A 23,322-nucleotide genomic window follows, 5' to 3' on the forward strand; every position below is an offset into this window, starting at 1 on the left:
TTTTTGGCCACTTCCACCCGCTGCATTCTGTGCTTTTTCATCTAAACCTGAGACAGCCCCTCGCTTAATACAGCAATAGCCTGCTTTACTTCCTCATCGGTCGTTACAAACGATGGCAAGAGTCTCACTACTTGTGGGCCAGCCATCAGCAAAATGACTCCTTTTTCCCGTGCATACGCAACCGGCTCACCAGCAGGAATCGTTAGCTCCACACCGAGAAGCAGTCCTTTTCCCCGAACCGTAACCACTTTGTCTGGATGCTCTGCCTTGAGCTTCTCTAGCTCTTTGATCAATACATCATGGATATGGGCTACTCGGTCCAAAATCTGCTCCTCTTCCATCGTCGCAAGCGTCGCGATTCCAGCAGTTGCTGCCAATGGATTCCCTCCAAAAGTTGTACCATGCGTACCCGGAGCAAACGCTGCTGCTACTTCTTTGGTCGCGACGACCGCTCCAATCGGGAACCCACTTCCCAAGCCTTTTGCCAATGAAATCGCATCTGGCTTCACGTCATATTGCTGGAAGGCAAACCATGTACCCGTGCGACCAATCCCAGTCTGAATCTCATCGATTAACAGGAGCAATCCGTACGCATCGCACAATTCACGCAGCGACTTCACCCACGCTGCTTCTGCCGGATGTACACCGCCTTCTCCCTGAACCAGCTCCAGCATGATCGCGCATGTTTTGTCTGTAATGGCTGACTTGACTGCATCGAGGTCGTTGTAAGGAACGGTGACAAATCCTTGCGGCAATGGTGCGAATCCGTCCTTCACCTTTTCCTGTCCAGTAGCCGTCAGGGTAGCCAATGTCCTTCCATGAAAAGACTGTTCAAAGCTGATGATTTCGTAACGGTCGGTCCCTTTTATTTTTTGTGCATAGCGACGGGCAAGCTTGATCAAGCCCTCATTCGCCTCCGCTCCACTGTTGCAGAAAAAAGCCTGATCCAGCCCAGACAGACGGCTCAGCTTTTCCGCCAAAATCTCTTGTTGGGGAACATGCACCAGATTCGAGCAATGCCACAACGTATCGAGCTGTTCGTGCAGCTTTGCCGTTACTTTTGGCGGGACATGCCCTAACGAGGTCACAGCAATTCCTGACGTAAAATCGAGATATTGCTTGCCTTGATCATCCCACACCTGGTTTCCTTGTCCTTTTACCAAACTGATTGGCCATCTCGCATAGTTATTCATGAGATGCACAGGCGCTGTTGTTGTATGCATTTTCATTTCCCTCCTACCTAAACGTAATTAACATTCATACGCACAGTTGTCCCAACTGTTTGCCCCGCACAAACACCGAGCAGATCTTCAGCGGTTCCCCGGCAGATGACAACCTGCTCCACGCCCTGTCCGAGAGCGTCGAGAGCTGCCTGAACCTTCGGAATCATTCCACCAGTAATAATCTCTGCCTGAATCATTTCCTGTATCCGTTCTGCACTTGTAGCTGGCACTACTGCCTTGGTTCCATCTGGCTGTGGCTGCATGATGCCCGGAACGTCTGTCACCATGATCAGTTTTTCGGCGCTGAGTGCTGCTGCAATCGCACCTGCGGCTACATCAGCATTGACGTTAAATGTCTCTTTCCCATCTTCACTAACGGAAAGCGGTGCGATCACCGGGACGTAACCCTGCCCAAGAATCGCTTTCGGAATGGTCGTATCAGCCTTTTTGATTTCTCCTACCCACCCGAGTGGCTTTGGCGTTTTAGTTGCCAAAAGAGTCTGACCATCGATGCCACTAACTCCCCATGCCTTGGCTCCTGCCTGCGTGAGCCTTTTTACGAGCGCCTTGTTGATACTGCCGCACAAGACCATCTCTACAACTCGCAGCGTGTCCTCGCAGGTAACACGAAGCCCATCGACAAATTGCGGAGTGATCTGAACTCGATCGAGCATACTGTTAATGGCAGGTCCGCCCCCATGGACAATGACGATCTTTTGTCCTTGTGCCTGCAGTCCAGCAATCGCCTGAAAGAAGGAGTCCGGTAGCTGATCCATGGTGCTTCCGCCACATTTGATCACGACAATTCCTTGCATCTGCTCTCCTCCTCTACGGGTATACGGGTACAAGCGGCAAGCCCGTTTTCTCAGGCAAATCAAACATGACATTCATGTTTTGTACGGCTTGACCGGCTGCGCCCTTCATCATATTGTCGATTACCGAAAGCAAGATAACACGCTTCGTGCGCTGATCAACATGAATAGCGATATCGCAGTAATTGGAGCCATAGACTTCTTTTGTATGTGGATGACTGCCTGCAAGACGTACACGCACAAAAGGCTTATCCGCATAAGCAGCTTCGTATAGCTCCTGGATTTGTGCTTGTGTGACATCAGTCGTTAGTTGTCCATAAGCCGTGACTAAAATCCCTCGGGTCATCGGCACCAGATGCGGCGTAAATTGAACAAGTGTCTCTTCCCCGCTTTGTTTTTGCAGCTCCTGTTCAATCTCTGGTGTATGCTGATGACTCGCAACTTTATAGGCATGAATGCTTTCATTAATCTCGCTGTAATGAACACCGAGCGATACTCCACGTCCAGCGCCGGACACACCTGATTTGGCATCGATGATCCAACTGTTAGGTTGCACCCATCCTGTCTTCACCAGCGGAAGCAGGGCGAGGAGCGTAGCCGTTGGATAGCAGCCTGGATTTGCTATGAGACTGGCACCCGCGACTTTCTCTTGATTCCACTCGGTTAAACCGTAAACGGCTGTTTCTACCCATCGGGAAGGGGCCGGCTCATGTTTGTACCACTTTTCGTAAACCGCACCATTTTCCAGACGAAAATCCCCGGATAAATCAATGACCTTTACGCCTTTTTCGACCAGCTTTGGACTCAGCCCGCTACTTACTCCCGCAGGCGTAGTAAGGAAGATCAAATCGTTCACACCGCTCATGCTGTCTGCATCAATTGGTGATAATGTGGGCAACCCGAGCCCCGCTGCATGTGGAAACGATTTTTCCAAGCTCTCTCCTTCTGATGAACTTGAATATAAATTGGCAATCTCAACATGCGGATGCCCAGCCAAAAGACGAATCAACTCCGCGCCACCATACCCCGTTGCTCCAACAATCCCGACCCGAACCATGCTCTCTCCCCTTTATTCCGTTTTGTATTTTTATACATGAATAATAATAAAAATCCACATGGAATACAACAGAAAAACTTTTTTACGTCCAAAGAAAAAAGCGCCCGATTGCTCGAGCGCTGGTTTGTTGCCCTGTTTACTTTTTGTCCGCTAACCATGCAGCGATGTTTTCTGCATCTTTTCCTTTGACGAGACCTGGAGGCATTGATCCTTTTCCTTTTTCCAAAATGCCTAGAATCTGCTCCTTGTTCAACTGACTACCGATCTTTTGCAAGTTCGGTCCAACTGCCCCTTCCAACGTCTGTCCGTGGCAGCCTGCACAGGTATTTTTGAACATAGTTTCTGCAGTTGCTGCATCATAGCTGCCGGATGGCGTCGTCGAAGGTGTTTCTGTTGCTGGTTTCTCAGCTGACGGCGTTTCTGTTGCTGGTTGTTGTGCTGGTGGCTGTGTTTGCTTGCTGGTACCACAGGCACTTAGCGAGAATGCGAGTACAGCCGCTGTTAAAACGAGTGGAATACGTTTCAAGGCTGTTCCCTCCTTTTTTCGGATTTCTTCGCTAAGTATGCCTCCGACTACCACTTCTCATTCTTGCTACAGCCATTTAGGACAAAGGAAACTCTAACGGGCTCCATTCACGTAGCTCCAACGTCCGTGCGCCTTCCACGACTACTGGATCAGCTTCAGCCAATTTTCGAGCTTCTTCCAGAGAATCCGCTTTGTAAATAACCAATCCGCCAAGCTTATCTGTGAAGGGTCCTGCCATGACCACTTTTCCCTGCTTGTACAAATCATTGATATACGTAAGATGCGCAGGTCTTACTTGAGCATTCAGCTCTTGATTGACGATTGGCAAAAATGCGGCATACAACATGGACGGTTTCTCTCCTTTTTCATGACCTTGTTCTTTCATGAAGTATAACATAATTATGAATACGGACTTTGGTCTGGTAGGATTTTTCCTTTCTACAGCGAACGATTCAAAGGTAGCAAGTAGCAACAGAGAGGCGGATAGGTATGGGCACGCAGATACAGTTATATACATCTCTCTTCCACAACAATCCTGACGCTGTTTTCATGTTCGACATGCAGGGCAGATTCACAGGAGTAAACGCTGCTGGTGAAGCATTGGTAGGATATACCTCTCAAGAATTGCTGCGGATGAAAATTTGGGAAATTCTCGCTTCTACAGAAGGTCTCGACAGTAAGAAACAACAACAAATCCTTTCTACAGGAATCAGAAAAAATATGCATTATCAGTTGCTCCATAAAAACGGGCAGGTTGTGGAAATTATCGCTTCCAGCTTTCCCATTTTTCAAAACGGCGAAATCATCAGTCGCTATTCCATTGCAAAAAACATCACGCAGCAAAAGAAAATGGAAGAGGCTCTTCACCAGATGCAAGAGAACTTTCGGTTAATCTCCGAAAACATTATGGATTTGATTTTTATTGTAAATGTGGATGGAATTATTACCTACGCTTCCCCTTCTGTTCAGGCGGTTACTGGTCTCACGATTGATCAAGTGATCAACCAGCATTTTTCGATCTTGATTCATCCTGAGCAAGTAACCAACGCCAAGAGCGATTTTGCTCGAATGATGAAGCAGAAGATCACACTCGACGCCGAGTACCATTACCTGCACCCAGACGGTAGAATGTTGCTGTTCGATGTGAAAGGAACACCTGACATTTGTTCGAGCGGTAATATTCTCAGCACGGTTTTTGTAGCACGTGATATTACAGAACGTCGGCAATCAGAGGAATTGCTTCGTTACTCTGACAAGCTGTCTGTTCTAGGAGAGCTTGCCGCGGGAATCGCCCATGAAATTCGCAATCCACTTACGGCTTTGAAAGGGTTTATTCAACTCATGGAAGGGGACGAGTTCGCCAATCAGCAATACTTGCAAATTATGCGATCGGAAATCGAGCGGATAACTTCGATTACCAGTGAGCTTTTGATTATGGCGAAGCCGCAAGCGTTGCGATTTGCTCCCAACGGCCTTTTGCCATTGCTTTCGTCTGTCATTAAGCTTTTGGAACCACAAGCACTTCTAAAAAATGTATCCATTCTTACTGATTTCCCGCAAGTTACGTCCCTCATATTGTGTGAGGAATATCAAATCAAGCAAGTCTTTATAAACATCATAAAAAACGGCATGGAAGCCATGCCGTTAGGTGGAAATCTCACAATCAAGGTTGTAGAGCGCTCTTCCGATGTTGTCATCCGAATAAGCGACCAAGGACAAGGCATCCCTGCCGAGCTACTTCCCCGATTAGGAGAGCTTTTTTATAGTACAAAAGAAACAGGAACTGGCCTGGGGTTAATGGTAAGCACCAAAATTATTCGCGATCACGGCGGTACAATCAACATCGCAAGCGATGTCGGCAAAGGAACCACCGTATCGATTTCCATACCAAAAGCCTTGAAGCCTTCTGTTTCGTTTAACGATTAATCTGCGCGCGCAGATAGGCATCGATAAACGAATCAATATCACCATCCATGACTGCTTGAACGTTTCCTACCTCCATATTCGTCCGGTGGTCTTTTACCAGACTGTATGGGTGGAAGACATAGGAACGAATTTGGCTGCCCCATGCAATATCTTTTTGTTCCCCTTGAATCGCGGCCAACGTTTTCTCTTGTTCTTCCCGTTTTTTCTCAAACAGTCGTGCCGTCAGCATCTTCATCGCACGCTCCCGGTTTTTAATCTGGGAGCGTTCTGTTTGACAAGTCACCACAATTCCAGAAGGCAAGTGAGTAATCCGTACAGCGGAGTCAGTCGTGTTGATATGCTGACCACCCGCACCACTGGAACGATACGTATCGATTTTCAGGTCTTCTGTACGTATGTCTACCGCATTATCGTCTTCGATCTCCGGCAGGACGTTGCAAGACACAAACGATGTGTGACGACGTCCAGAGGCATCAAACGGAGATATCCGCACAAGACGATGAACCCCTTTTTCTGATTTGAGGTAGCCATACGCATTGTAGCCCTTAATGAGGAGAGTAACACTTTTTACACCGGCTTCATCCCCAGGCAAATAGTCCAATGTTTCAACCTTGAAGCCCTTGGCATCCCCCCAACGTGTATACATACGTAGAAGCATGGACGCCCAATCCTGGGACTCTGTACCACCCGCTCCCGGATGCAGCTCCAGAATGGCGTTGTTTTTGTCGTATTCATCACTCAAAAGCAATTCCAGCTCAAAGCTCTCAAATGACTTCCGCAGCTCCTGCGTACTGTCATACAAATCTTGAATGAGGGACGTATCCCCTTCTTCGATAACGAGCTCCAGCATTACCTGGAGATCCTCGTACTGAGAATCCAGCTTGGTCATCGTCTCTACCAGGCTTTTGATTGCATTCAGTTCACTGATTGTCTTCTGCGCTGCATCATTGTCATCCCAAAAATCGGGTGCCAGCATGCGCTCTTCCAGTTCACCGATTCGTTCCTGTTTAACTGGGAGGTCAAAGAGACCCCCTAATATCCGCTAAACGCTTAGCCATGCTAGACATCTCTTGTTTGATGTCCGCAATATCGATTAATGCCATGTTGCGAATCACCTTCTCTTTACGTAAGCTATGTTTTATTGTAACGTAATTTGCCAGATGCGCAAATACGGCAGCTTGTCACGTTTAGAAAAGGGACTTCGCCGCTACACTTTGTCACGTTGCCACCGGTGGTGATGGCGAGGATCTGAGGTCTCGGATTTCATGTGGTTGTTTATTTTCCGCCTGTGGTGCGGTAACCAGATAGAGATGCGTACGCCGAGCTTGGCTTGTTTTCAACTGGTAGGCTTTCTTGATGAGGGCTTGTCGCTTCCAGTTGTGTGTTTTTCGATATTTTTTGGCTAGCGGACTTTCACGTGTTCGATCCACCATTCCATTCGGCGGTGCAATCACGGCCTCATTCCAATTCGGCTCCGGAATTTCCTCTATCAGTCGCTTGTCCTCAAAGACCGGATCTTGCGCTGAGATGACTCTCGGTAATTCAAATCCCTCCTCCTTTTCAATTAGCTGTACTTTTTTATTTTCTTTTCCTGTCTTTAGCACTGCTTTTAAAGTAACGGAAATGCGCTCCATAATATTCTTCGTTTGTATCCCCATCACGTTCACTGACGTTCTCATTTGTTCATTCCCCCGTCTTCGTGAATTTTTGGTAAAAGTGTTGTACTTACGATTCTATTTATTTTTCAGATAATTACCACTTGAATCGTTCGATCACATTTACCAGTGTTAGACAAATAGATCGTTAATATCAGACGAGGAAGAATAGATGAGGACGAATACTGTCAAGGCATTAGGAATGGGCAAGAAAAAAACATTCCCCTCGTACCGAATTTGCCGATACGAGAAGAATGTTCTGTTCTTGCTTATTGTTTCTTATTTTGACGTTTGCGTTCCTGCTCCTGCGCGCGACGCTGTGCACGGTTTTTCGGATCAGCATCACCGGAGGTCTCCGGATCTGGACGATCAGATGGACCGGATGTTTGCAAGTTGTCCGGGTCGATTCCTTGACCGCGAATGACATCCTGACGCTCCAGGTTTTGGCTGACTTCGGCTTTCATGATATACATAGCGACTTCTTCCTGAACAGCAGCCAGCATACCTTGATACATTTCGTATCCTTCGAACTGGTACTCACGAAGCGGGTCGTTTTGTGCGTAAGCGCGCAGGTGAATACCTTGACGCAACTGATCCATCGCATCGATGTGATCCATCCACTTGCTGTCGACAGCACGCAGAATGACGACTTTTTCAAACTCGCGAATCGATTCGCCGATTTCTTCTTCACGCTGTTTGTACTGCTTATCGACTTCTGTTTTTAACAGCTCGAGAATTTCTTCTGCTTCCATGCCTTTCAGCATTTTAGCTGTAATCGTTTCTTCATGGAGGAAACCATTATTGGCAGCATCGGCCAATGCTTGCAGATCCCAATCCTCTGGTACCTCTTCTTTTGGACAATGCAGAGACACTGCACGCTCCATCACTGCGTAGATCATATTCAAAGCAACATCGCTGAGATTTTCCTGTTCCAGGATGTCTTTACGCTGTTTGTAGACAACCAGACGCTGCTGATTCATCACGTCGTCGTACTGGAGAACGCCTTTACGTGCATCGAAGTTCGATCCCTCTACACGCTTCTGCGCGGATTCTACCGCACGAGTAACCAGGCGGCTCTCGATCGGCATATCCTCTTCCATACCCAGGCGATCCATCATATTCATGATATTGTCCGCACCGAAACGACGCATCAGCTCATCTTGCATCGAGAGGAAGAACTGGGATGAACCCGGGTCCCCCTGACGACCGGCACGACCGCGCAGCTGATTGTCAATCCGACGGCTCTCGTGACGTTCTGTACCGATAATATGGAGACCGCCTATATCCGCAACACCTTCGCCGAGCTGAATGTCCGTACCACGACCCGCCATGTTTGTCGCAATGGTAACCGCTCCGTACACACCTGCACGTGCAACGATTTCCGCCTCGCGCTCATGCTGCTTCGCGTTCAATACGTTATGCGGTACGCCTTTTTGCTTCAGCATTTGGGACAAGCGCTCCGAGTTTTCGATCGAGATGGTACCTACCAAGATCGGCTGGCCCTTTTTGTGTCGCTCGACAATGTCGTTTACCACTGCACGATATTTAGCTGCCTCTGTTTTGAAAACAAGGTCAGGTGAATCGATACGCTGTACGGGTTTATTCGTTGGAATAACCACAACGTCGAGACCGTAAATCTTTTTGAACTCTTCTTCTTCCGTCTTCGCTGTACCTGTCATACCCGCCAGCTTCTCGTACATACGGAAGTAGTTTTGCAAGGTAATGGTCGCCAGTGTCATGCTCTCGCTTTGAACACGCAGACCTTCTTTGGCTTCAATGGCTTGATGCAAGCCATCACTGTAACGACGTCCAACCATCAGACGGCCGGTGAACTCGTCAACGATCACAACTTCGCCTTCCTGTACCACATAATCGACATCGCGCTTGAATAGCACTTGTGCTTTCAACGCCGCCGTAATGTGGTGGTTCAACGTGATATGTGCCGTATCGTACAGGTTGTCGATGTTGAATGCCTGTTCGACCTTGCTCACACCTTCATCTGAGAGATTGACGATTTTCAGCTTCTCATCGATGGTGAAATCCTTTTCTTCTTCCAGGCGCTTCACAAAATGCGAGCAGATGTAGTACAGCTCTGTCGATTTGTTAGCAGAACCGGAGATGATCAACGGCGTACGTGCTTCGTCAATCAAAATGCTGTCCACCTCGTCAATGATAGCGAAGAAAAGCGGACGCTGTACCATTTGTTCCTTGTACAGAACCATATTGTCACGCAGGTAATCGAAACCAAACTCGTTGTTCGTACCATACGTAATGTCACACGCGTATGCTTCGCGTTTTTCTTCAGGGCTCAGTCCATTCTTGTTCAAACCGACTGTCAGTCCGAGGAAGTTATACAGCCTACCCATGATGGTCGAGTCACGCTCAGCCAAGTATTCGTTCACGGTAACGACGTGGACGCCTTTGCCCATCAAGGCATTCAGGTATGTCGCCAGTGTCGCAACCAGCGTTTTACCTTCACCCGTCTTCATCTCGGAGATACGGCCTTCCTGAAGAACCATACCACCAATCATCTGGACGTCGAAGTGACGCATGCCTAGAACACGGATCGATGCTTCACGTACAACGGCAAACGCTTCATTCAAGATTTTGTCCAGTTCTTCTCCATTTGCCAAGCGAGCCTTAAACTCAGCTGTCTTCTCCCGCAGTTGGTCATCCGAGAGTGCCTTAATCGTTGGTTCCAGCGCATTGATACTTTCTACGCGCTTAAACATTTTCTTTACTTCACGTTCATTGCTATCGCCGAATATCTTTTTAACGAGTCCTAACATGAGGACACCCCTTCCATATACTGCCAAACAAAATGCACAAGCCGGCATGAGTCCAGATAATAAAAAAGGATACCGATTCTACGAAAATAATACTTTCTAAAAAGATATTTTATCAAATAGAGCATCCTCTACACAAGTAAAGGGAGTTGCCAATAGCAACTCCCTAGTCTTATACGAATGAGAATGTGTAAAGTTTCGTTATTTTGGTTCAATCAATCCGTAACGCCCATCATTTCGGCGATACACCACACTGACGTCATTGGTGTCACTGTTTTGGAAAACGAAGAAGTTGTGTCCCAGCATATCCATCTGCATGACCGCTTCCTGTGCATCCATCGGCTTTAGATCGAAGCGTTTGGTTCGAACAATATCGATGTCTATGTCGATATCATCCTCATCCACATCCGGGATCATGACTGCTACTGGCTGACTCTCACGCTGTGCGATTCTTCCTGTCGAATCAACCCGAAGCTTCCTCATCAGCTTCGTTTTGTGTTTGCGAATCTGACGTTCCAGCTTTTCTACTATCAGATCGATAGCAGCATACATATCTTCGTGTGTTTCCTCCGCTCGGATAATGACCCCACTCAGTGGGATAGTTACCTCGATCGTGCCTTCTCCGCGATGTACATGCATGGTGACTTGTACTTCTGTAGGCTGTGGGGTTTCAAAATATTTTTCCAGACGGCCGACTTTCTTTTCGACATATTCTCTAAGTGCAGCGGTGACTTGAATGTTTTCTCCACGAATGTTAAATTTCATGGTTCCAACCTCCTTCCGTCTATACATACGTATTCGCCACTTCTGTAAATAATCCTTCCACTCAGCTTAAAAAAATCTTTGCAAATCTTTTACAAACCATCAATATCCGACATTATTTTACCAATACTTACTAGATTCCCTATGCTATAATAGGACAGGTAGTCATCCAATCCTATATCGCGGTCGTCATCGCACTGGAGGAATCCTCATGGCCGAGGTTAAACCTTCCCATTCACTTATCGGAACAACGCTCGCTCAAGACGTCTACAATGAGTACGGTCTGCTTTTACTACCCGCTGGTGCAATCCTTCACCTAAGTGATATACGACTGCTAGAGGCTCATCAGGTGGAAGCCGTACACGTTACTACTGACTCGGAGGCACCCGAAATGCCTTTTCCGCTCCTTCATTGGAGTGAGACAGAGGCTGCAAAGGCCTATATGATGGCCGTACAAAAAACCGAGTATTTATTTAACCAGCTCGCAAATGGGGATACCCCCCGACTGCAACAATTTAGCGATGCTGTTCATCCTATGCTCGATCAAGTTCTTCATCACATGAGATTTCTGCGCTTCATTTATTTGAGTGAAGGAACAGAAGGTTATACGTATCGCCACTCTCTGCATGTAGGTATCGTGGCAGCTTTAATCGGAAAAATCATAGGATTGCCGCAACGTGATGTTCATTTTTTAGGCCTTGCAGGTCTTCTCCATGACGTCGGCAAGATGAAAATTCCCGATGAGCTGCTGTCCAAACCAGGACGTCTTACAGACGAAGAGTATACGATTATGAAAAAGCATACCGTATACGGCTACGAGCTCCTGCGCACCATGGATGATGCCGACAATTTGCTGGCACAATGCGCTCTCATGCACCACGAACGTTGGGATGGAAGTGGATATCCCCTCGGACGAAAAAAAGATGGCATCCCTTTTGAATGCCAAATCATCAGTGTCGCAGACGTATTTGATGCGATATGCGCAGATCGCGTGTATCGAAAGGGAACCTCTCCCTTTGAAGCAGCGAATGTTCTGTGGGAGCTAGCTTGTTCAGGCCAGTTAAATCCGATGATTGTATCTCGTTTTATTCATTACATTATCTTGCTTTACGTCGGCTCCCATGCGCTTTTAAGCAATGGCGACCACGTCGAAATCATTATGATTCATACAGATGAGCCTATGCGCCCTCTCGTTCGTAGAGGTAATGATTTTATTGACCTGAGACTGCAGCGCTCCCTACACATTCAAAAAATGATCAGTTAAACGCATTGAAAAGTTGAAAAAACGAATCCCCCTGTCCTACTCAAGGAACAAGGGGGATTTTGCTATTGTTTCGTTTATAACTTCACGACGTTCGCCGCTTGTGGACCGCGGTCCCCTTCCACAATGTCGAATTCTACGGCCTGTCCCTCATCTAACGAACGAAACCCTTCCGACTGAATCGCCGAAAAATGGACGAACACGTCATCACCGTCTTCTCGTTCAATAAATCCAAACCCTTTTTCTGCATTAAACCATTTTACTTTGCCTTGCATGAAACAGCACAACCCTTTCTTTTGTGAAAATAAAATCAAGTCTAGCTTTCCCCAATTCAGGCGAATCATTCTACACGCTCATTACCGTGTGGAATATTTTTTCTCAAGTCCTCGCACGACTACACGGGACAAGAACAACGTAAGTACCAGGTAAACTGCCGCTTCTGTTAAATACGGGGGGTAGCGCTCAAATGTACTTTTCGCTACGTTCATGGCTGCGTAGTTTAATTCCGGTGTCGCGATTACTGCCAGAAGAGACGAATCCTTTAAGAGAGCAATAAACTCATTTCCGATTGCGGGCAGCATTCGTGTAAACGCTTGCGGAAGGATAATTTGGCGCATCGCAAGGCCCTTGTTCATGCCAAGTGATCGTGCCGCTTCCATTTGCCCTGGATCAATGGATTGGATGCCAGCCCGAAAGATTTCCGCCATATAAGCAGCTGCATTGAGTGAAAGCGCGACGAAGCCTGAATAAATCGCTTCCGGGCTGCTCGCTCCCGGATACAGAATACCCCAAATCGACGGAATCACCGCAAAATGAATCAGCAAAATTTGAACCAGCATCGGAGTTCCCCGAAACAGCTCTACGTAAATCGAACAGGTCCAACGCAAGATTCTCTTGGAGGACATTTTGCCCAAGCTGATGAACAACCCCAAAAATGTTCCGCAAACCGTAGCCACTGCTGTTAGTAAAATCGTATTAATAATGCCTCGGATAAACAATTCACGGTAGTCGTAGATGACACTCCAGTCCAATGGCTAATCCTCCCTTCTTCATGTCAGCAATCCAAGAAGTTGCGAACAAACGCCGGCTACGTCGTAGGGACGCACCCGGCCATTTTGCTGCCTACTTATTGCCAAAGTACTGGGTGTAAATTTCCTGCAGCTTTCCATTTTCTTTTATCTTTTTCAATCCATCGTTGATTTTGTTCATCGCATCGGCATTGCCCTTTTTCACGATAATTCCGTAAAACTCCTTCTCAAAGGAATCATCTTTAATCAGCTTAAACTTCTTATCTTTTACTTTATTCACGTAGTATGACAAAACGCCATTGTCGCCAATCACTGCATCGACTCGACCATTAAAGAAGTCATCGACGGAGGATGGCATGTCATCATAACCTTTCAAGCCTTCGTACGTATCTCCAAACGCCTTTTTGACCACTTCTTCACCCGTGGTCGCAGCTTGAACCCCGATCTTCTTGCCTTTCAAATCTGCCAGCTTCGTCACTGGAGAATCTTCCGCTACCAGAATGAGTTGATTCGCTTCAAAGTATGAGTCCGAAAAATCGTATTTCTCCTTGCGCTTCTCCGTGATCGTGATGGACGAGATCCCAATATCAACCGTCCCTTTGTCCAATCCATCAAAAAGCGGGTCCCACCCGGTGTTTTTCCACTCGATCTTGAATCCGCCAGCTTCCGCGATCGCGTTCATTACATCGATGTCATGGCCACTAATCTTGTCAGCCTCAAGCATTTGGAACGGTGGATATGCCGCATCTGTACCGACTACGTACACCTTGTCACCCGAACCGCCACTGCCAGACGTTTGCTGACCACCCGATCCACAGCCTGCGAGGAGTACCCCCACACCGACGACCAACGCGAGCGATTTGAACCAATTTGTCCCGATACGCATTTCGAAATCCCCCTTGCTCTCTATCTGCCCATTTTGTCCCCAGTAATGTCCACATGAAAATCACGGATTTTTTGCGTTCTCCACAGAGTTATCCACATTATCCACATGACCTTGTGCACAAGCTGGGTATAACTGTTTCCTGTATATTCTGCCACTTTAGTACGAAAGTAAGGGGAACGAATGAGGAGAATAAGTGGGTCTAGCAGCAAAAAAACAGGATTCATATATACGGGATATAGTTCTATCCTGCATATAAAAATCCTGCTTTTATCTGAAAATAATGAATTATTCTTTTTCCCCCAAAATCACGATCTCTACCCGGCGATTCTTCGCACGGTTCTCCGCGTTGGAGTTGTCCACAAGCGGTTTGTATTCGCCCAAGCCTGCCACTGTAAAGCGAGACGCTGGTAAGGAGTGAGCATCGACCATTTCACGCATGACAGAGATCGCGCGAGCCGAGGATAGCTCCCAATTGGATTGGTAGGAACTGCGAGATATCGGCACATCATCTGTATAACCCTCGATTCGCACCTTGTGCTCAAAGCGCTTCAATACTCCTGCTACCGTCCCGACGACTTGCTTGCCTTGGGCCTGTAGGTCTGCCGAACCACTCGTAAACAAGATCGTTTCCGGCAAACGGATACGCAGGCCTTCTTCGGTCTCCTCGTAGTCGAGATTCAGTTCAGCCAAAGCGGAGGATAGCTGGTTACGTACCGTCTCCATATCACGCTCACTCGAGTCAGTCATGCCCATTGGTGGCTTCGGAACGTTTACGGTGTCTTCGGAGCCTTCTTCTTCTTTTTCGCCTTTGAGCTCCTTCTGGCGAGCCTCCAATTGGTAGACCTCTCGCTGCAGCTCCAGCTTTTGCAGGTTGAGCAGGTCGAGACTCTCATGCACCTGCTCCAAACTCGCCTTTTCCTTTTGCACCTCTTCTTTTTGTGCCTGAATGCTCTTCGTCTGCGTCGCCGCGATAATAATCACGATCACGAACAACAGCGTAATCAGGTCACTGTAACTGAGCAGCCAGCTTTTCTCTAGCTCTTTTTCGTCGTATAACCGTTCGTCATGCATAGCGGTCCTGCCTTTCAATCGTGCCCTTCATGCTGCCTGCTTCTTTAATCAGCACCAGCTTTTGGTCACCTGGCAAGAATGAGTTGAGCTTTTCAAACAACAAGCGTGGTGTCTCCATGCGTTGAAGACCGATACACCCTTCGATAAAAAGACGCTTTTCAAACATTTCCCGGTCGTACAGATCCATCAGGCGGTAGTAGCATGGTAGCGCAAACAAGTTCGCCAAGAGCGCGCCATACAGTGTCGCTACGACCGCTGCGCTCAGACTGTGTCCGGTCAAGGCCATGTCTTCGAGCGACTTCAGTACGCCCGTCATCCCTAGAAGCGTACCGACTAGCCCCATCCCCGGAGCCAACAAGCTGATGAGGCGGAAGAAGCCGGCTGATTGTTGGTAGCGATACTGCTCGCCCTTGAGCTCATTCTCCAGGATCAGGCGCAGCTCTTCTTCTGGAACGCCCTCGATCGCCAGCAAGCTGCCGCGTTGGACAAAAGAATCGGGTTCCTGTTGCAGCTCCTTTTCGAGCGCGATATAGCCCTGTTCTTTCTGGACGAGCGCGTAGTAGTAGAAGCGCTTGATCGTTTCTTCGACGTTGCTTTGCCGTCCATGGATGAGGAGGCGCCAGATTTTTTTCAAGTCGAGATGCTTTCGTTTGACTGCGTAGGACATGACTACGGAGAGCGCGACTAGCTCGATGGCGGTTACATTGAGGAGGTCCGATAGGGTTCCGTTTAGGTAGACCGCGTGTATGAAGATGAGGAGGACGGCTCCGATTAAGACGAGTGAGCGGCGTTTTGTGGACACAAGTGATTCACCTTCCTGGTTAGTTCCATTTAAATTTACCCATTATAGCAAAGAGTGGGAAAGAGGCAGTGCATATGTATTGTTGTCTTAATAGAAGTCAGAGACAATGCCGATATAGTAAATAGAAGCAACCGATTGAGAGGTGAACATCATGAGTCCGATTCAACTTCAACAAGCGGTCAACATCAGTTTAACGAAACAAGTGCAAGAGACTGCACAAGCTCAGGCAGCTACGATGCTGGAGGGTTTTGCAAAAACACAGCAGAACATTCAGGCAGCGCAGGCGGCACATCCTTCTTTGGGGAAGGTGCTGGATGTTAAGGTGTAGAGGCTATCGCCTCTACCCTTTTTTATTCCATTCCTTCAAAAATTCACGAAGTGCCTCACGCCAGGGACGAAGGGGCTCAAATCCATTCAACCTGGTCGCCATGTGATCAAAAACAGAGTATGCTGGTCGCGGTGCCGGTCTCTTGAATTGCTCTGTAGTTACAGGAGTAATTCGTACATCTCCTCTTCCAGTCTCTTCAAATATCGCTGTTGCGAATTCGTACCACGAGCATTTATCACGATTCGAAGCGTGATAAACTCCATACAGCTCCGTTTCCGCAAGTTTCGTCAAAAAAGCAGCCAAATCAACGGTATATGTCGGACAGCCAAATTGATCATGTACAACGGTTAGTTCAGACTGTTTGGAGGCAAGCTGTAGCATCGTTTTTACAAAATTGGCACCTGCTTGTCCATACACCCATGAGGTACGTACAATAAAATATCGTTTGCACAATTGCTGAACAAATTCTTCTCCAGCCAATTTACTCTTTCCGTAAACGGTCTGAGGGTTAACGGGTGAAAACTCGTCATATGGATGGTTTTGCCGGCCATCAAATACATAGTCTGTGCTGATATAAATCAATTTTGCATTTACTTGGTCAGCCATGACTGCCACATTCCGAGTCCCTAAAGCATTAATTCGAAATGCTGTCTCGCGATCCGCCTCGGCCTGGTCCACTTTAGTATAAGCAGCCGTATGGACGATAAGATCTGGTCTAATCCTACCTACTATTTGTTTCAATTGTTGAATCGATGTTATATCCAGCTCGTCTTTTCCATATGACCAGACCTCATGGCCCTTTTGTTGGAATATCGACGTAACATCTACACCCAACTGTCCTTTTCCACCTGTAATAAGTACCTTCATTAGCAAAACCTCTTACAAGAGTTTATTGTACTGTTGCTGATAGTAATCTCGATATCGGCCATTCAGGATCCGTTCCCACCACTTTTGATTCGATACATACCACTCAATTGTCTCGACAATCCCGCTTTCAAACGTATATATTGGTTCCCATCCTAATTGAGATCGAAGTTTCGTTGCGTCGATTGCGTATCGGCGATCATGCCCTGGTCTATCTTTTACGAACTGGATTAAATCCTCACTTTTCCCCAATTGTTTCAGGATTGTTTTGACGATATCGATATTCGTCCATTCATTGTTACCACCAACATTATAGACTTCTCCAGAACGTCCGCGATGGATAACAAGATCAATCGCAGCGCAATGATCCTTAACATGCAGCCAATCCCGCACATTCAATCCATCCCCATACACAGGCAATTGTTTGCCGCGTAAAGCATGAATGACCATGAGCGGTATCAACTTTTCTGGGAAGTGGTACGGACCATAGTTATTGGAGCAACGCGTAATATTGACCGCCAATCCATACGTCTCATGGTAGGCGCGTACCAACAAATCGGCTGCAGCCTTACTTGCCGAGTATGGACTATTCGGAGCAAGCGGTGTCTCTTCTGTAAACAATCCTGTTGGTCCAAGTGAACCATATACCTCATCTGTCGAAATCTGTACGTATTTTTGGACCTGAAACTGCTTTGCCGCATCCAAGAGAGTTTGTGTCCCTAACACATTGGTTTTCACAAATAAATCGGGTTGTGTAATACTGCGATCCACATGGGATTCAGCAGCAAAATTCACGATGATATCCATTCCTTGTGAAACAAGCTGATTCACAAGATTTCGGTCAGTAATATCACCATGAACAAACTGATAGTTCGAGCAGCTTTCTACGTCTCGCAAATTCTCAAGGTTCCCGGCATACGTAAGATTGTCTACATTGATGAACTCATATTCTGGATATTTTGCAAGCATATAATGCAAAAAATTGCTTCCGATAAATCCAGCTCCGCCCGTAACCAGTATCTTCATACAATAACTCCTTACTAAAAGTTATTTTCTGCTTGATGTAATCGAGGTTGTTTGGTGTCTTTTTCTGAAAGAATAGGAGTCTCTACAGGCCACTCAATTCCTAAATCAGGATCATTCCAAAGAATTCCTCGATCGTGTTCCGGTGAATAATATTCATTTACCTTATAAAAAACGACTGTGTTATCACTTAACGTGCAAAAGCCATGCGCGAAGCCTTCCGGGACATATAATTGTTGCTTGTTCTCCTCACTAAGCAATACTTGTAGGGACTTACCATAGGTAGGCGATTTTCTCCGAATATCTACCACTACATCTAATATCGCTCCTGATAAAACACGAACCAACTTAGCTTGTGCTTTAGGTGACAATTGATAGTGCAGTCCCCTGATTGTACCCGCTGTGGCAGAAAGAGATTGATTATCCTGAACAAATGAATGCCTTATCCCAACCTCGGCCAATTTATCAGCATGAAAACTCTCCATAAAGTAGCCTCGGTGATCACCAAAAACTTGTGGCTCCAAAATGAAAACCTCGTCAAACATTGTAGTATGAATTTTCATCATTATCCTCCAACGTTTATTTCAAAATACCAAAGCACTCTCCAAAATTTAGCCCATATGCTAGTTGATTCGCTTTTTGCAAAGAAGGGTGGGTTCCTGCATCCGTCCACCATCCATTTAGGATATCATAGGTCAATTGTTTTCTGACGATATATTCGTTGTTCACATCTGTAATCTCTAACTCTCCACGTCCTGACGGTTTTAATGTTTGAATAATATCAAACACGCTAGAGTCGAACATATAAATACCTGTGACCGCATACTCACTCTTTGGCTCTTGGGGCTTCTCTTCAATAGATACGATCTGGTTACCGTATAATTCAGCTACACCGTATCTTTTTGGGTCTGGAACTTGTTGCAGCAAAATCTTCGCTCCGCCACCTTGTTGGATATAGTTTTGAACAAACGGAGAAATATCATCTTGGAACACGTTATCCCCAAGAATCACCGTCATCAGGTCATCCCCTATAAAATCCTTTGCCAGGCCCAAAGCCTGAGCGATTCCCCCAGCCTGATCCTGTACTTTGTATGTAAACGAAACCTCAAACTCGTAACCGCTGCCTAACAAATTTACGACGTCCCCCATATGCTCTCTACCCGTAACAATGAGAATGTCGGTGATTCCCGCCTGTTTTAATTTATAGATGGCGTGGTAAATCATCGGGTATTTACCAACTGGTAGTAAGTGCTTGTTGGTTACTTTGGTTAGAGGAAAAAGACGTGTTCCTGTTCCACCTGCTAGAATAATGCCTTTCATCTTATAATCTCCTCTCATGGTTAAGACTTCTATTATGAATGTATTTGCTTACTTTAAAATGTTTACCTACCTGTTATATCGTCTAAATTTCGACGATACTACACTTGAATTTGTTCGTGTTCAGAAAAAGAAACACCTCTTGGAAAGAAGTGCCGTGAAATTGATTTCAACAGCTTTTCCAAGAGATGTATAATCATTTCCTATTTCTTTTGATCAAAAAAGGCTCCATATCCAGAAGGTCCTTCACTGTTATAAAACTGTCGGACAGCTTTATTCTGCTGGATATTTCCAATCTTCTGCGTCAATTCCTGTTTGCGAAGATCCATCTGTGGCAAGATTCTCGCGTTAATCTCACTCATTTGAAGAAGTTGTTCCTTTTGATCCGCGGTAAAAATGAACCCTTCTTGGACGAGTGCTTGGATATCTTGCATAAGCTGCTCTCGTTCGTCAAGGTAGCCCATCCATTCATCAACGTCTGAATCTTTTTTCTCTACCAACAGAGCAAGGGATTGCGTCTTCTCATACAAATTCCCCAACAGTTCGTCTATTCTTTGCTCCATCACATATTCCTCATCCCTGGTTTTTCGCCAATACCATGGCTTCTTTCCAGGTATCACGGAACTGAATGAATAGATCCTCGACTTCGCTCAAAATCTCTACGTCTTTTCTCATGTTTGCTTCCACTGTTCTGCGCAACATGTAATCGTACATTTTGTCAAACTCATAAGAAATAGGATACTCTTTTTTCAGTGAAGACATCAATTCATACAAGATATTTTGGACTTTCAAGCAAAATTCATGGGCTTTTGCATAGTTACGTTCTTCCAAAGATGATTTTGCTTGTTTTAAAAATTTGATTGCTCCATTGTACAACATCAATGTCAACTCAGAAGGAGTAGCGGTCGTTACCTGATTCGTCTGGTATGTCTGTGCCGCATTTTGTAACATCTACATCTCTCCTTATTGAGATTTACCCAACATTTGGGCAAACCAACTGCCTTGGGACTGTGCTTTGGACATCATCTTCTCCATTGCAGTAAATTGCTTGTAATAGCGATTTTCAATCATTGTCAAGCGATCTTTCCATTGTCTGATTTCATCTTCTTCGCCTTTCATTTTCCTGCCAAGAAAACTGTCATCAGTAACAGAGGTAGAACTGCCCGCTTCTTTCGTTACTCTATCGATCACTCTCGTTAAATCTTTGTATAATCGTTCAGCAACCCCGCTCTTTTGATATTTCGTACCTTCATTATCAGCAGGATCGTTGCTGAAGCTGGTAAACAGCTTGGTTACCTCTTCCCCATTGGTACGAATCGCCGCACGGAGTTTGTTCTCATCGATGTAAAGCTTTCCGTTTTCTTGATACGCATACTTTCCATTAGGAGGTCCACCAATCCCAATCTCAGAAAGTGTATCGAACGCAGTATTTACTCCTGTTCCACCGAGTGGTATGCTGAGCGCTCTACGCATACTATCCAGACCGTTTTGTAAAATGGAATCACGCAGGAGCATCCCGCTCTTGGCCATCGCTTCCATCTTTTCCGCTGTTTTTTCTGGAAGCGATTCCCTTTCCTCATCTAACAAAGGTTGATAACCCTTGTTCTTTTTCTCCGAAACTTTTTCATTAATTTTTGCAATTGTTTCGTTGTACTTGGTGACGAAACCCTTGATGGTGTTGAATAAACTGTCCTCGTCAATCTGATTGTTAACACTAATTGCGGCGCCAGGCTGTTTTAGGGTAAATTCTACTCCGTCAACCGTGATTTTGTTGGTTTTGGATGTATAAGTAACACCATTGATAACCACTTCTGCATCTTTTCCGGTTCTATCTGAAGAAGTCGCAGAGGCTGGCGCCTTCAGCTTGCTAGTATCTCCACTTGCCGTAAAAGAAAATGCCTTGTCACCATTGCTATTCAATGCCATCCCCGGAGTAGAGGCAATCCATAGCTTACCCCCAGAGAAGGTAGCTTCCATTCCTGTTTCTTTTTTGATATTTGCAATGACTTGGTCAAGCGTTTCTGACCCATTGACAGTTACTGCCTTACCATTAATAGTAAGATTTAAAGTACCTCCGCCAATTGCTGTCGTTGTATCTTTAATACTCGCATCAAGTTCGATAGCCATCGAAGCAGGCATTTCAGCCTCTGCCAATCCCACAACTTTCACCGCATAAGATGCTTGTGTCGGGTTACCTACTACATTGGCTGCCACAGCCGCATCATTTTCAGACACTGCTTTCTTTTTATTAAAGCTGGCTGAAAAGCGAAGTGAATCTACCGATGTACGAAGATCCATGAGCAAGCTGTTCATTTCGCGGTACGCATCGCGTTTCCACTCTGTAACCTGCTTTTCGCGAATCAGTCGATTCATTGGTTCCTTCCGGGCATTCATTAATTCTTTTACCATTTTCTCGGTATCTAAACCTGAAGCCATCCCACTAAAACGTATCGCTGGCATAATCTCAACCCCTATCTTTTTTCATCTACTAGCAAACCGACCATTTCATGGATTTTGGCGACCATATCCATCATTTTTTTGGAAGGGATTTCGCGGATAACTTCTTGTGTTTGATCGTTGATGACCTGTACATAATACTCATTCAATTTTTCATGCAGCGTAAACTTAACATGGGTGTTTGTCGCCTGGAGCCATTTGTTTATACCGTCAATCTCTTTGCTTAGCTCTTCCTTAGAAACAGCTTTTTCCCCTACGACTTCTGTCTGTCGCATCGGCTTTACTGTAGCCTCTGCCTGAGCTTGACCTCCGTCCGTTTTAGCAGATGTTCTGCCCAGTGAAGAGGTTACTCCGATATCCATTTTTCCTACCTCCAATAAGAAAGTATTCTTACTACAGATATCGGAAAAAAAGATAGATTCATTTACGATCTTGCGAAAAAAATTCCATTATAAGGCTTTACCCGTTTATCAGTAAGCTCAAACGCTCTTTTGCCTTTTGGTAATCATGATCTGCCGAAAAATGATAGTATTCAACTGCTTTCTTGTGATCTCCAATTACCTCATAGAAAACCCCAAGATTGTATGCTGCTAGAAAGGACCCTGCGCCAATAATTCCGCCGAACTCTTTTCTGTCTCCCAGTTCCAAGCATTTGTGGAACGAGGCTTCAATCCTGGGTAACTTATCAATGTGAGCAGCAGTATTGCTAAGAACGTAATCCATATAAAACATCCCTAGCGCAAAGTGGAAATCTGGGAAATTTGACAATTGAACCTGATTCTGTTCCGTTTGAATTACTGTATAACCAGTATCTAGCTTTCCGATTTTCATCAAGTTATAGAGATATTCCACAACCAGTTTGGGATAATAACCTTCCTGCTTGGTTGCATATAAATAAGCTTGAGAGAAGAAATAGTCTGCTTGTACATAATCCTGTTTGTTTTTATGTTCTCTTGCCAATTGCATGAGCAGGTAGGGATTATTCCCGTCTTTCTGAAGTTCTTTTTCCAGCAACGGGATATTCCTACCCGTCTTATCTGTTTCGAAGTAACCATCGTGATGGACGGTTATCGAAGTCATTCGATGAGGCAAATCGGAAACAACTTGCTCGTGGATACTACCCGTGTAATAGACACCCTTTGGAAATAATCTGGATATTGGTACGCTCTCATAGCGAATTTCTCCGTTATCCAAATAATTGCTTAATTGGCTGACACGTCCGATAGCTGGAGGTCCTGAGATGAATTCTTTAATCGCATCTCCAGAACCTGGCGCCAGGTACTCATCTGCATCCAGTACTAAAATCCAATCTCCTGTTGCTTGTTGAAGGGAGTAATTACGTGCGTCAGCAAAGCTACCTGTCCAAGGGAAATCGTAGACTTTTGCACCACATTCAATGGCGATTTGCTTAGTGTTGTCGGTGGAACCCGTGTCTACGAGGATGATTTCGTCTACTACATTTTTTGTACTATATAAACATCGCTTTATTTTATTTTCCTCATTCTTGGTTATTATCGCCAATGAAACCCTCTTCATAT

At 45.8% G+C, this 23,322-nt stretch carries 26 protein-coding genes; 3 read left to right on the plus strand and 23 right to left on the minus strand.

Annotation, left to right across the window (positions count from 1 at the left end):
* Positions 1-41: 41 nt before the first annotated feature.
* The 5 genes from ASG16_RS03140 to ASG16_RS03160 form a co-directional block, all read right to left on the minus strand.
* Positions 42-1,223, minus strand: coding sequence for an aspartate aminotransferase family protein (locus ASG16_RS03140; RefSeq protein WP_056487105.1), 1,182 nt, complete (start codon positions 1,221-1,223; stop codon positions 42-44).
* Between the two features lie 17 nt (positions 1,224-1,240).
* The gene (gene argB, locus ASG16_RS03145; RefSeq protein ID WP_056487102.1) at positions 1,241-2,038 is read right to left on the minus strand and encodes an acetylglutamate kinase; all 798 of its coding nucleotides are present in this window, start codon (positions 2,036-2,038) and stop codon (positions 1,241-1,243) included.
* 13 nt (positions 2,039-2,051) lie between these two features.
* Positions 2,052-3,092: an N-acetyl-gamma-glutamyl-phosphate reductase gene (gene argC, locus ASG16_RS03150; protein WP_056487099.1), complete on the minus strand. Its 1,041-nt coding sequence runs from the start codon at positions 3,090-3,092 to the stop codon at positions 2,052-2,054.
* A 136-nt stretch (positions 3,093-3,228) separates the two neighbouring features.
* Positions 3,229-3,618: a c-type cytochrome gene (locus ASG16_RS03155; RefSeq protein ID WP_056487097.1), complete on the minus strand. Its 390-nt coding sequence runs from the start codon at positions 3,616-3,618 to the stop codon at positions 3,229-3,231.
* A gap of 76 nt (positions 3,619-3,694) precedes the next feature.
* Positions 3,695-3,964, minus strand: a complete 270-nt coding sequence (locus tag ASG16_RS03160) for a YciI family protein (protein ID WP_056487094.1) — start codon at positions 3,962-3,964, stop codon at positions 3,695-3,697.
* 143 nt (positions 3,965-4,107) lie between these two features.
* On the opposite strand from ASG16_RS03160, the gene ASG16_RS03165 reads away from it, so the two are divergent.
* On the plus strand, positions 4,108-5,544 hold the full coding sequence (locus ASG16_RS03165; RefSeq protein WP_056487091.1) for a PAS domain-containing sensor histidine kinase: 1,437 nt from the start codon (positions 4,108-4,110) through the stop codon (positions 5,542-5,544).
* Here ASG16_RS03165 and prfB read toward each other — a convergent pair.
* The 4 genes from prfB to hpf all read right to left on the minus strand — a co-directional run bounded on the left by prfB (position 5,534) and on the right by hpf (position 10,750).
* A protein-coding gene (gene prfB, locus ASG16_RS03170) for a peptide chain release factor 2 (RefSeq protein WP_111914367.1) occupies positions 5,534-6,647 on the minus strand; the annotation gives its coding sequence in 2 pieces (ribosomal slippage) (positions 5,534-6,565 and positions 6,567-6,647; 1,113 coding nt in all). The two genes, ASG16_RS03165 and prfB, sit on opposite strands and share 11 nt — an antisense overlap.
* A gap of 114 nt (positions 6,648-6,761) precedes the next feature.
* On the minus strand, positions 6,762-7,223 hold the full coding sequence (locus tag ASG16_RS03175) for a hypothetical protein (RefSeq protein ID WP_056487086.1): 462 nt from the start codon (positions 7,221-7,223) through the stop codon (positions 6,762-6,764).
* A gap of 245 nt (positions 7,224-7,468) precedes the next feature.
* On the minus strand, positions 7,469-9,988 hold the full coding sequence (gene secA / locus ASG16_RS03180) for a preprotein translocase subunit SecA (protein WP_056487084.1): 2,520 nt from the start codon (positions 9,986-9,988) through the stop codon (positions 7,469-7,471).
* Between the two features lie 198 nt (positions 9,989-10,186).
* The gene (gene hpf / locus ASG16_RS03185; protein WP_056487081.1) at positions 10,187-10,750 is read right to left on the minus strand and encodes a ribosome hibernation-promoting factor, HPF/YfiA family; all 564 of its coding nucleotides are present in this window, start codon (positions 10,748-10,750) and stop codon (positions 10,187-10,189) included.
* A 208-nt stretch (positions 10,751-10,958) separates the two neighbouring features.
* On the opposite strand from hpf, the gene ASG16_RS03190 reads away from it, so the two are divergent.
* Positions 10,959-12,011, plus strand: a complete 1,053-nt coding sequence (locus ASG16_RS03190; protein WP_056487078.1) for an HD-GYP domain-containing protein — start codon at positions 10,959-10,961, stop codon at positions 12,009-12,011.
* Positions 12,012-12,085: 74 nt separating this feature from the next.
* Here ASG16_RS03190 and ASG16_RS03195 read toward each other — a convergent pair whose 3' ends face one another.
* The 5 genes from ASG16_RS03195 to ASG16_RS03215 all read right to left on the minus strand — a co-directional run bounded on the left by ASG16_RS03195 (position 12,086) and on the right by ASG16_RS03215 (position 15,795).
* Entirely contained in the window at positions 12,086-12,283 is a 198-nt protein-coding gene (locus ASG16_RS03195) for a cold shock domain-containing protein (RefSeq protein WP_048035986.1), read from the minus strand.
* A gap of 81 nt (positions 12,284-12,364) precedes the next feature.
* Complete coding sequence (locus tag ASG16_RS03200; protein WP_047069746.1) at positions 12,365-13,039, minus strand: amino acid ABC transporter permease; 675 nt, start codon at positions 13,037-13,039, stop codon at positions 12,365-12,367.
* Between the two features lie 91 nt (positions 13,040-13,130).
* A complete protein-coding gene (locus ASG16_RS03205) occupies positions 13,131-13,922 on the minus strand; it encodes a basic amino acid ABC transporter substrate-binding protein (RefSeq protein ID WP_048035008.1) in 792 nt (263 codons plus the stop codon).
* 285 nt (positions 13,923-14,207) lie between these two features.
* The gene (locus ASG16_RS03210) at positions 14,208-14,993 is read right to left on the minus strand and encodes an OmpA family protein (protein WP_056487074.1); all 786 of its coding nucleotides are present in this window, start codon (positions 14,991-14,993) and stop codon (positions 14,208-14,210) included.
* Positions 14,986-15,795 (minus strand): motility protein A, encoded by an 810-nt coding sequence (locus ASG16_RS03215; protein WP_048035010.1) that lies wholly within the window; start codon positions 15,793-15,795, stop codon positions 14,986-14,988. The genes ASG16_RS03210 and ASG16_RS03215 overlap by 8 nt, the downstream gene beginning before the upstream one ends.
* Positions 15,796-15,946: 151 nt before the next feature.
* On the opposite strand from ASG16_RS03215, the gene ASG16_RS03220 reads away from it, so the two are divergent.
* The gene (locus ASG16_RS03220; protein WP_082517166.1) at positions 15,947-16,123 is read left to right on the plus strand and encodes a putative motility protein; all 177 of its coding nucleotides are present in this window, start codon (positions 15,947-15,949) and stop codon (positions 16,121-16,123) included.
* Positions 16,124-16,135: 12 nt separating this feature from the next.
* On the opposite strand, the gene rfbD is transcribed toward ASG16_RS03220, so the two are convergent.
* The 9 genes from rfbD to ASG16_RS03265 form a co-directional block, all read right to left on the minus strand.
* Positions 16,136-16,990: a dTDP-4-dehydrorhamnose reductase gene (gene rfbD, locus ASG16_RS03225; protein WP_056487071.1), complete on the minus strand. Its 855-nt coding sequence runs from the start codon at positions 16,988-16,990 to the stop codon at positions 16,136-16,138.
* A gap of 12 nt (positions 16,991-17,002) precedes the next feature.
* Positions 17,003-18,013 (minus strand): dTDP-glucose 4,6-dehydratase, encoded by a 1,011-nt coding sequence (rfbB, locus tag ASG16_RS03230; protein WP_056487068.1) that lies wholly within the window; start codon positions 18,011-18,013, stop codon positions 17,003-17,005.
* A gap of 14 nt (positions 18,014-18,027) precedes the next feature.
* The gene (rfbC, locus tag ASG16_RS03235; protein ID WP_056487065.1) at positions 18,028-18,573 is read right to left on the minus strand and encodes a dTDP-4-dehydrorhamnose 3,5-epimerase; all 546 of its coding nucleotides are present in this window, start codon (positions 18,571-18,573) and stop codon (positions 18,028-18,030) included.
* A gap of 16 nt (positions 18,574-18,589) precedes the next feature.
* On the minus strand, positions 18,590-19,330 hold the full coding sequence (locus ASG16_RS03240; protein WP_056487062.1) for a sugar phosphate nucleotidyltransferase: 741 nt from the start codon (positions 19,328-19,330) through the stop codon (positions 18,590-18,592).
* 200 nt (positions 19,331-19,530) lie between these two features.
* Positions 19,531-19,890 (minus strand): flagellar protein FliT, encoded by a 360-nt coding sequence (gene fliT / locus ASG16_RS03245; RefSeq protein WP_056487059.1) that lies wholly within the window; start codon positions 19,888-19,890, stop codon positions 19,531-19,533.
* A 10-nt stretch (positions 19,891-19,900) separates the two neighbouring features.
* Positions 19,901-20,278, minus strand: coding sequence for a flagellar export chaperone FliS (gene fliS, locus ASG16_RS03250; protein WP_048035016.1), 378 nt, complete (start codon positions 20,276-20,278; stop codon positions 19,901-19,903).
* Positions 20,279-20,290: 12 nt separating this feature from the next.
* A complete protein-coding gene (gene fliD, locus ASG16_RS03255) occupies positions 20,291-21,787 on the minus strand; it encodes a flagellar filament capping protein FliD (RefSeq protein ID WP_056487056.1) in 1,497 nt (498 codons plus the stop codon).
* 11 nt (positions 21,788-21,798) lie between these two features.
* Complete coding sequence (flaG, locus tag ASG16_RS03260) at positions 21,799-22,146, minus strand: flagellar protein FlaG (protein ID WP_056487053.1); 348 nt, start codon at positions 22,144-22,146, stop codon at positions 21,799-21,801.
* Positions 22,147-22,243: 97 nt separating this feature from the next.
* Complete coding sequence (locus ASG16_RS03265; RefSeq protein ID WP_056487050.1) at positions 22,244-23,320, minus strand: glycosyltransferase family 2 protein; 1,077 nt, start codon at positions 23,318-23,320, stop codon at positions 22,244-22,246.
* Positions 23,321-23,322: the final 2 nt, after the last annotated feature.

Origin of the sequence: Brevibacillus sp. Leaf182 (genome assembly GCF_001423865.2) — a bacterium.
Lineage (GTDB): Bacteria > Bacillota > Bacilli > Brevibacillales > Brevibacillaceae > Brevibacillus > Brevibacillus brevis_C.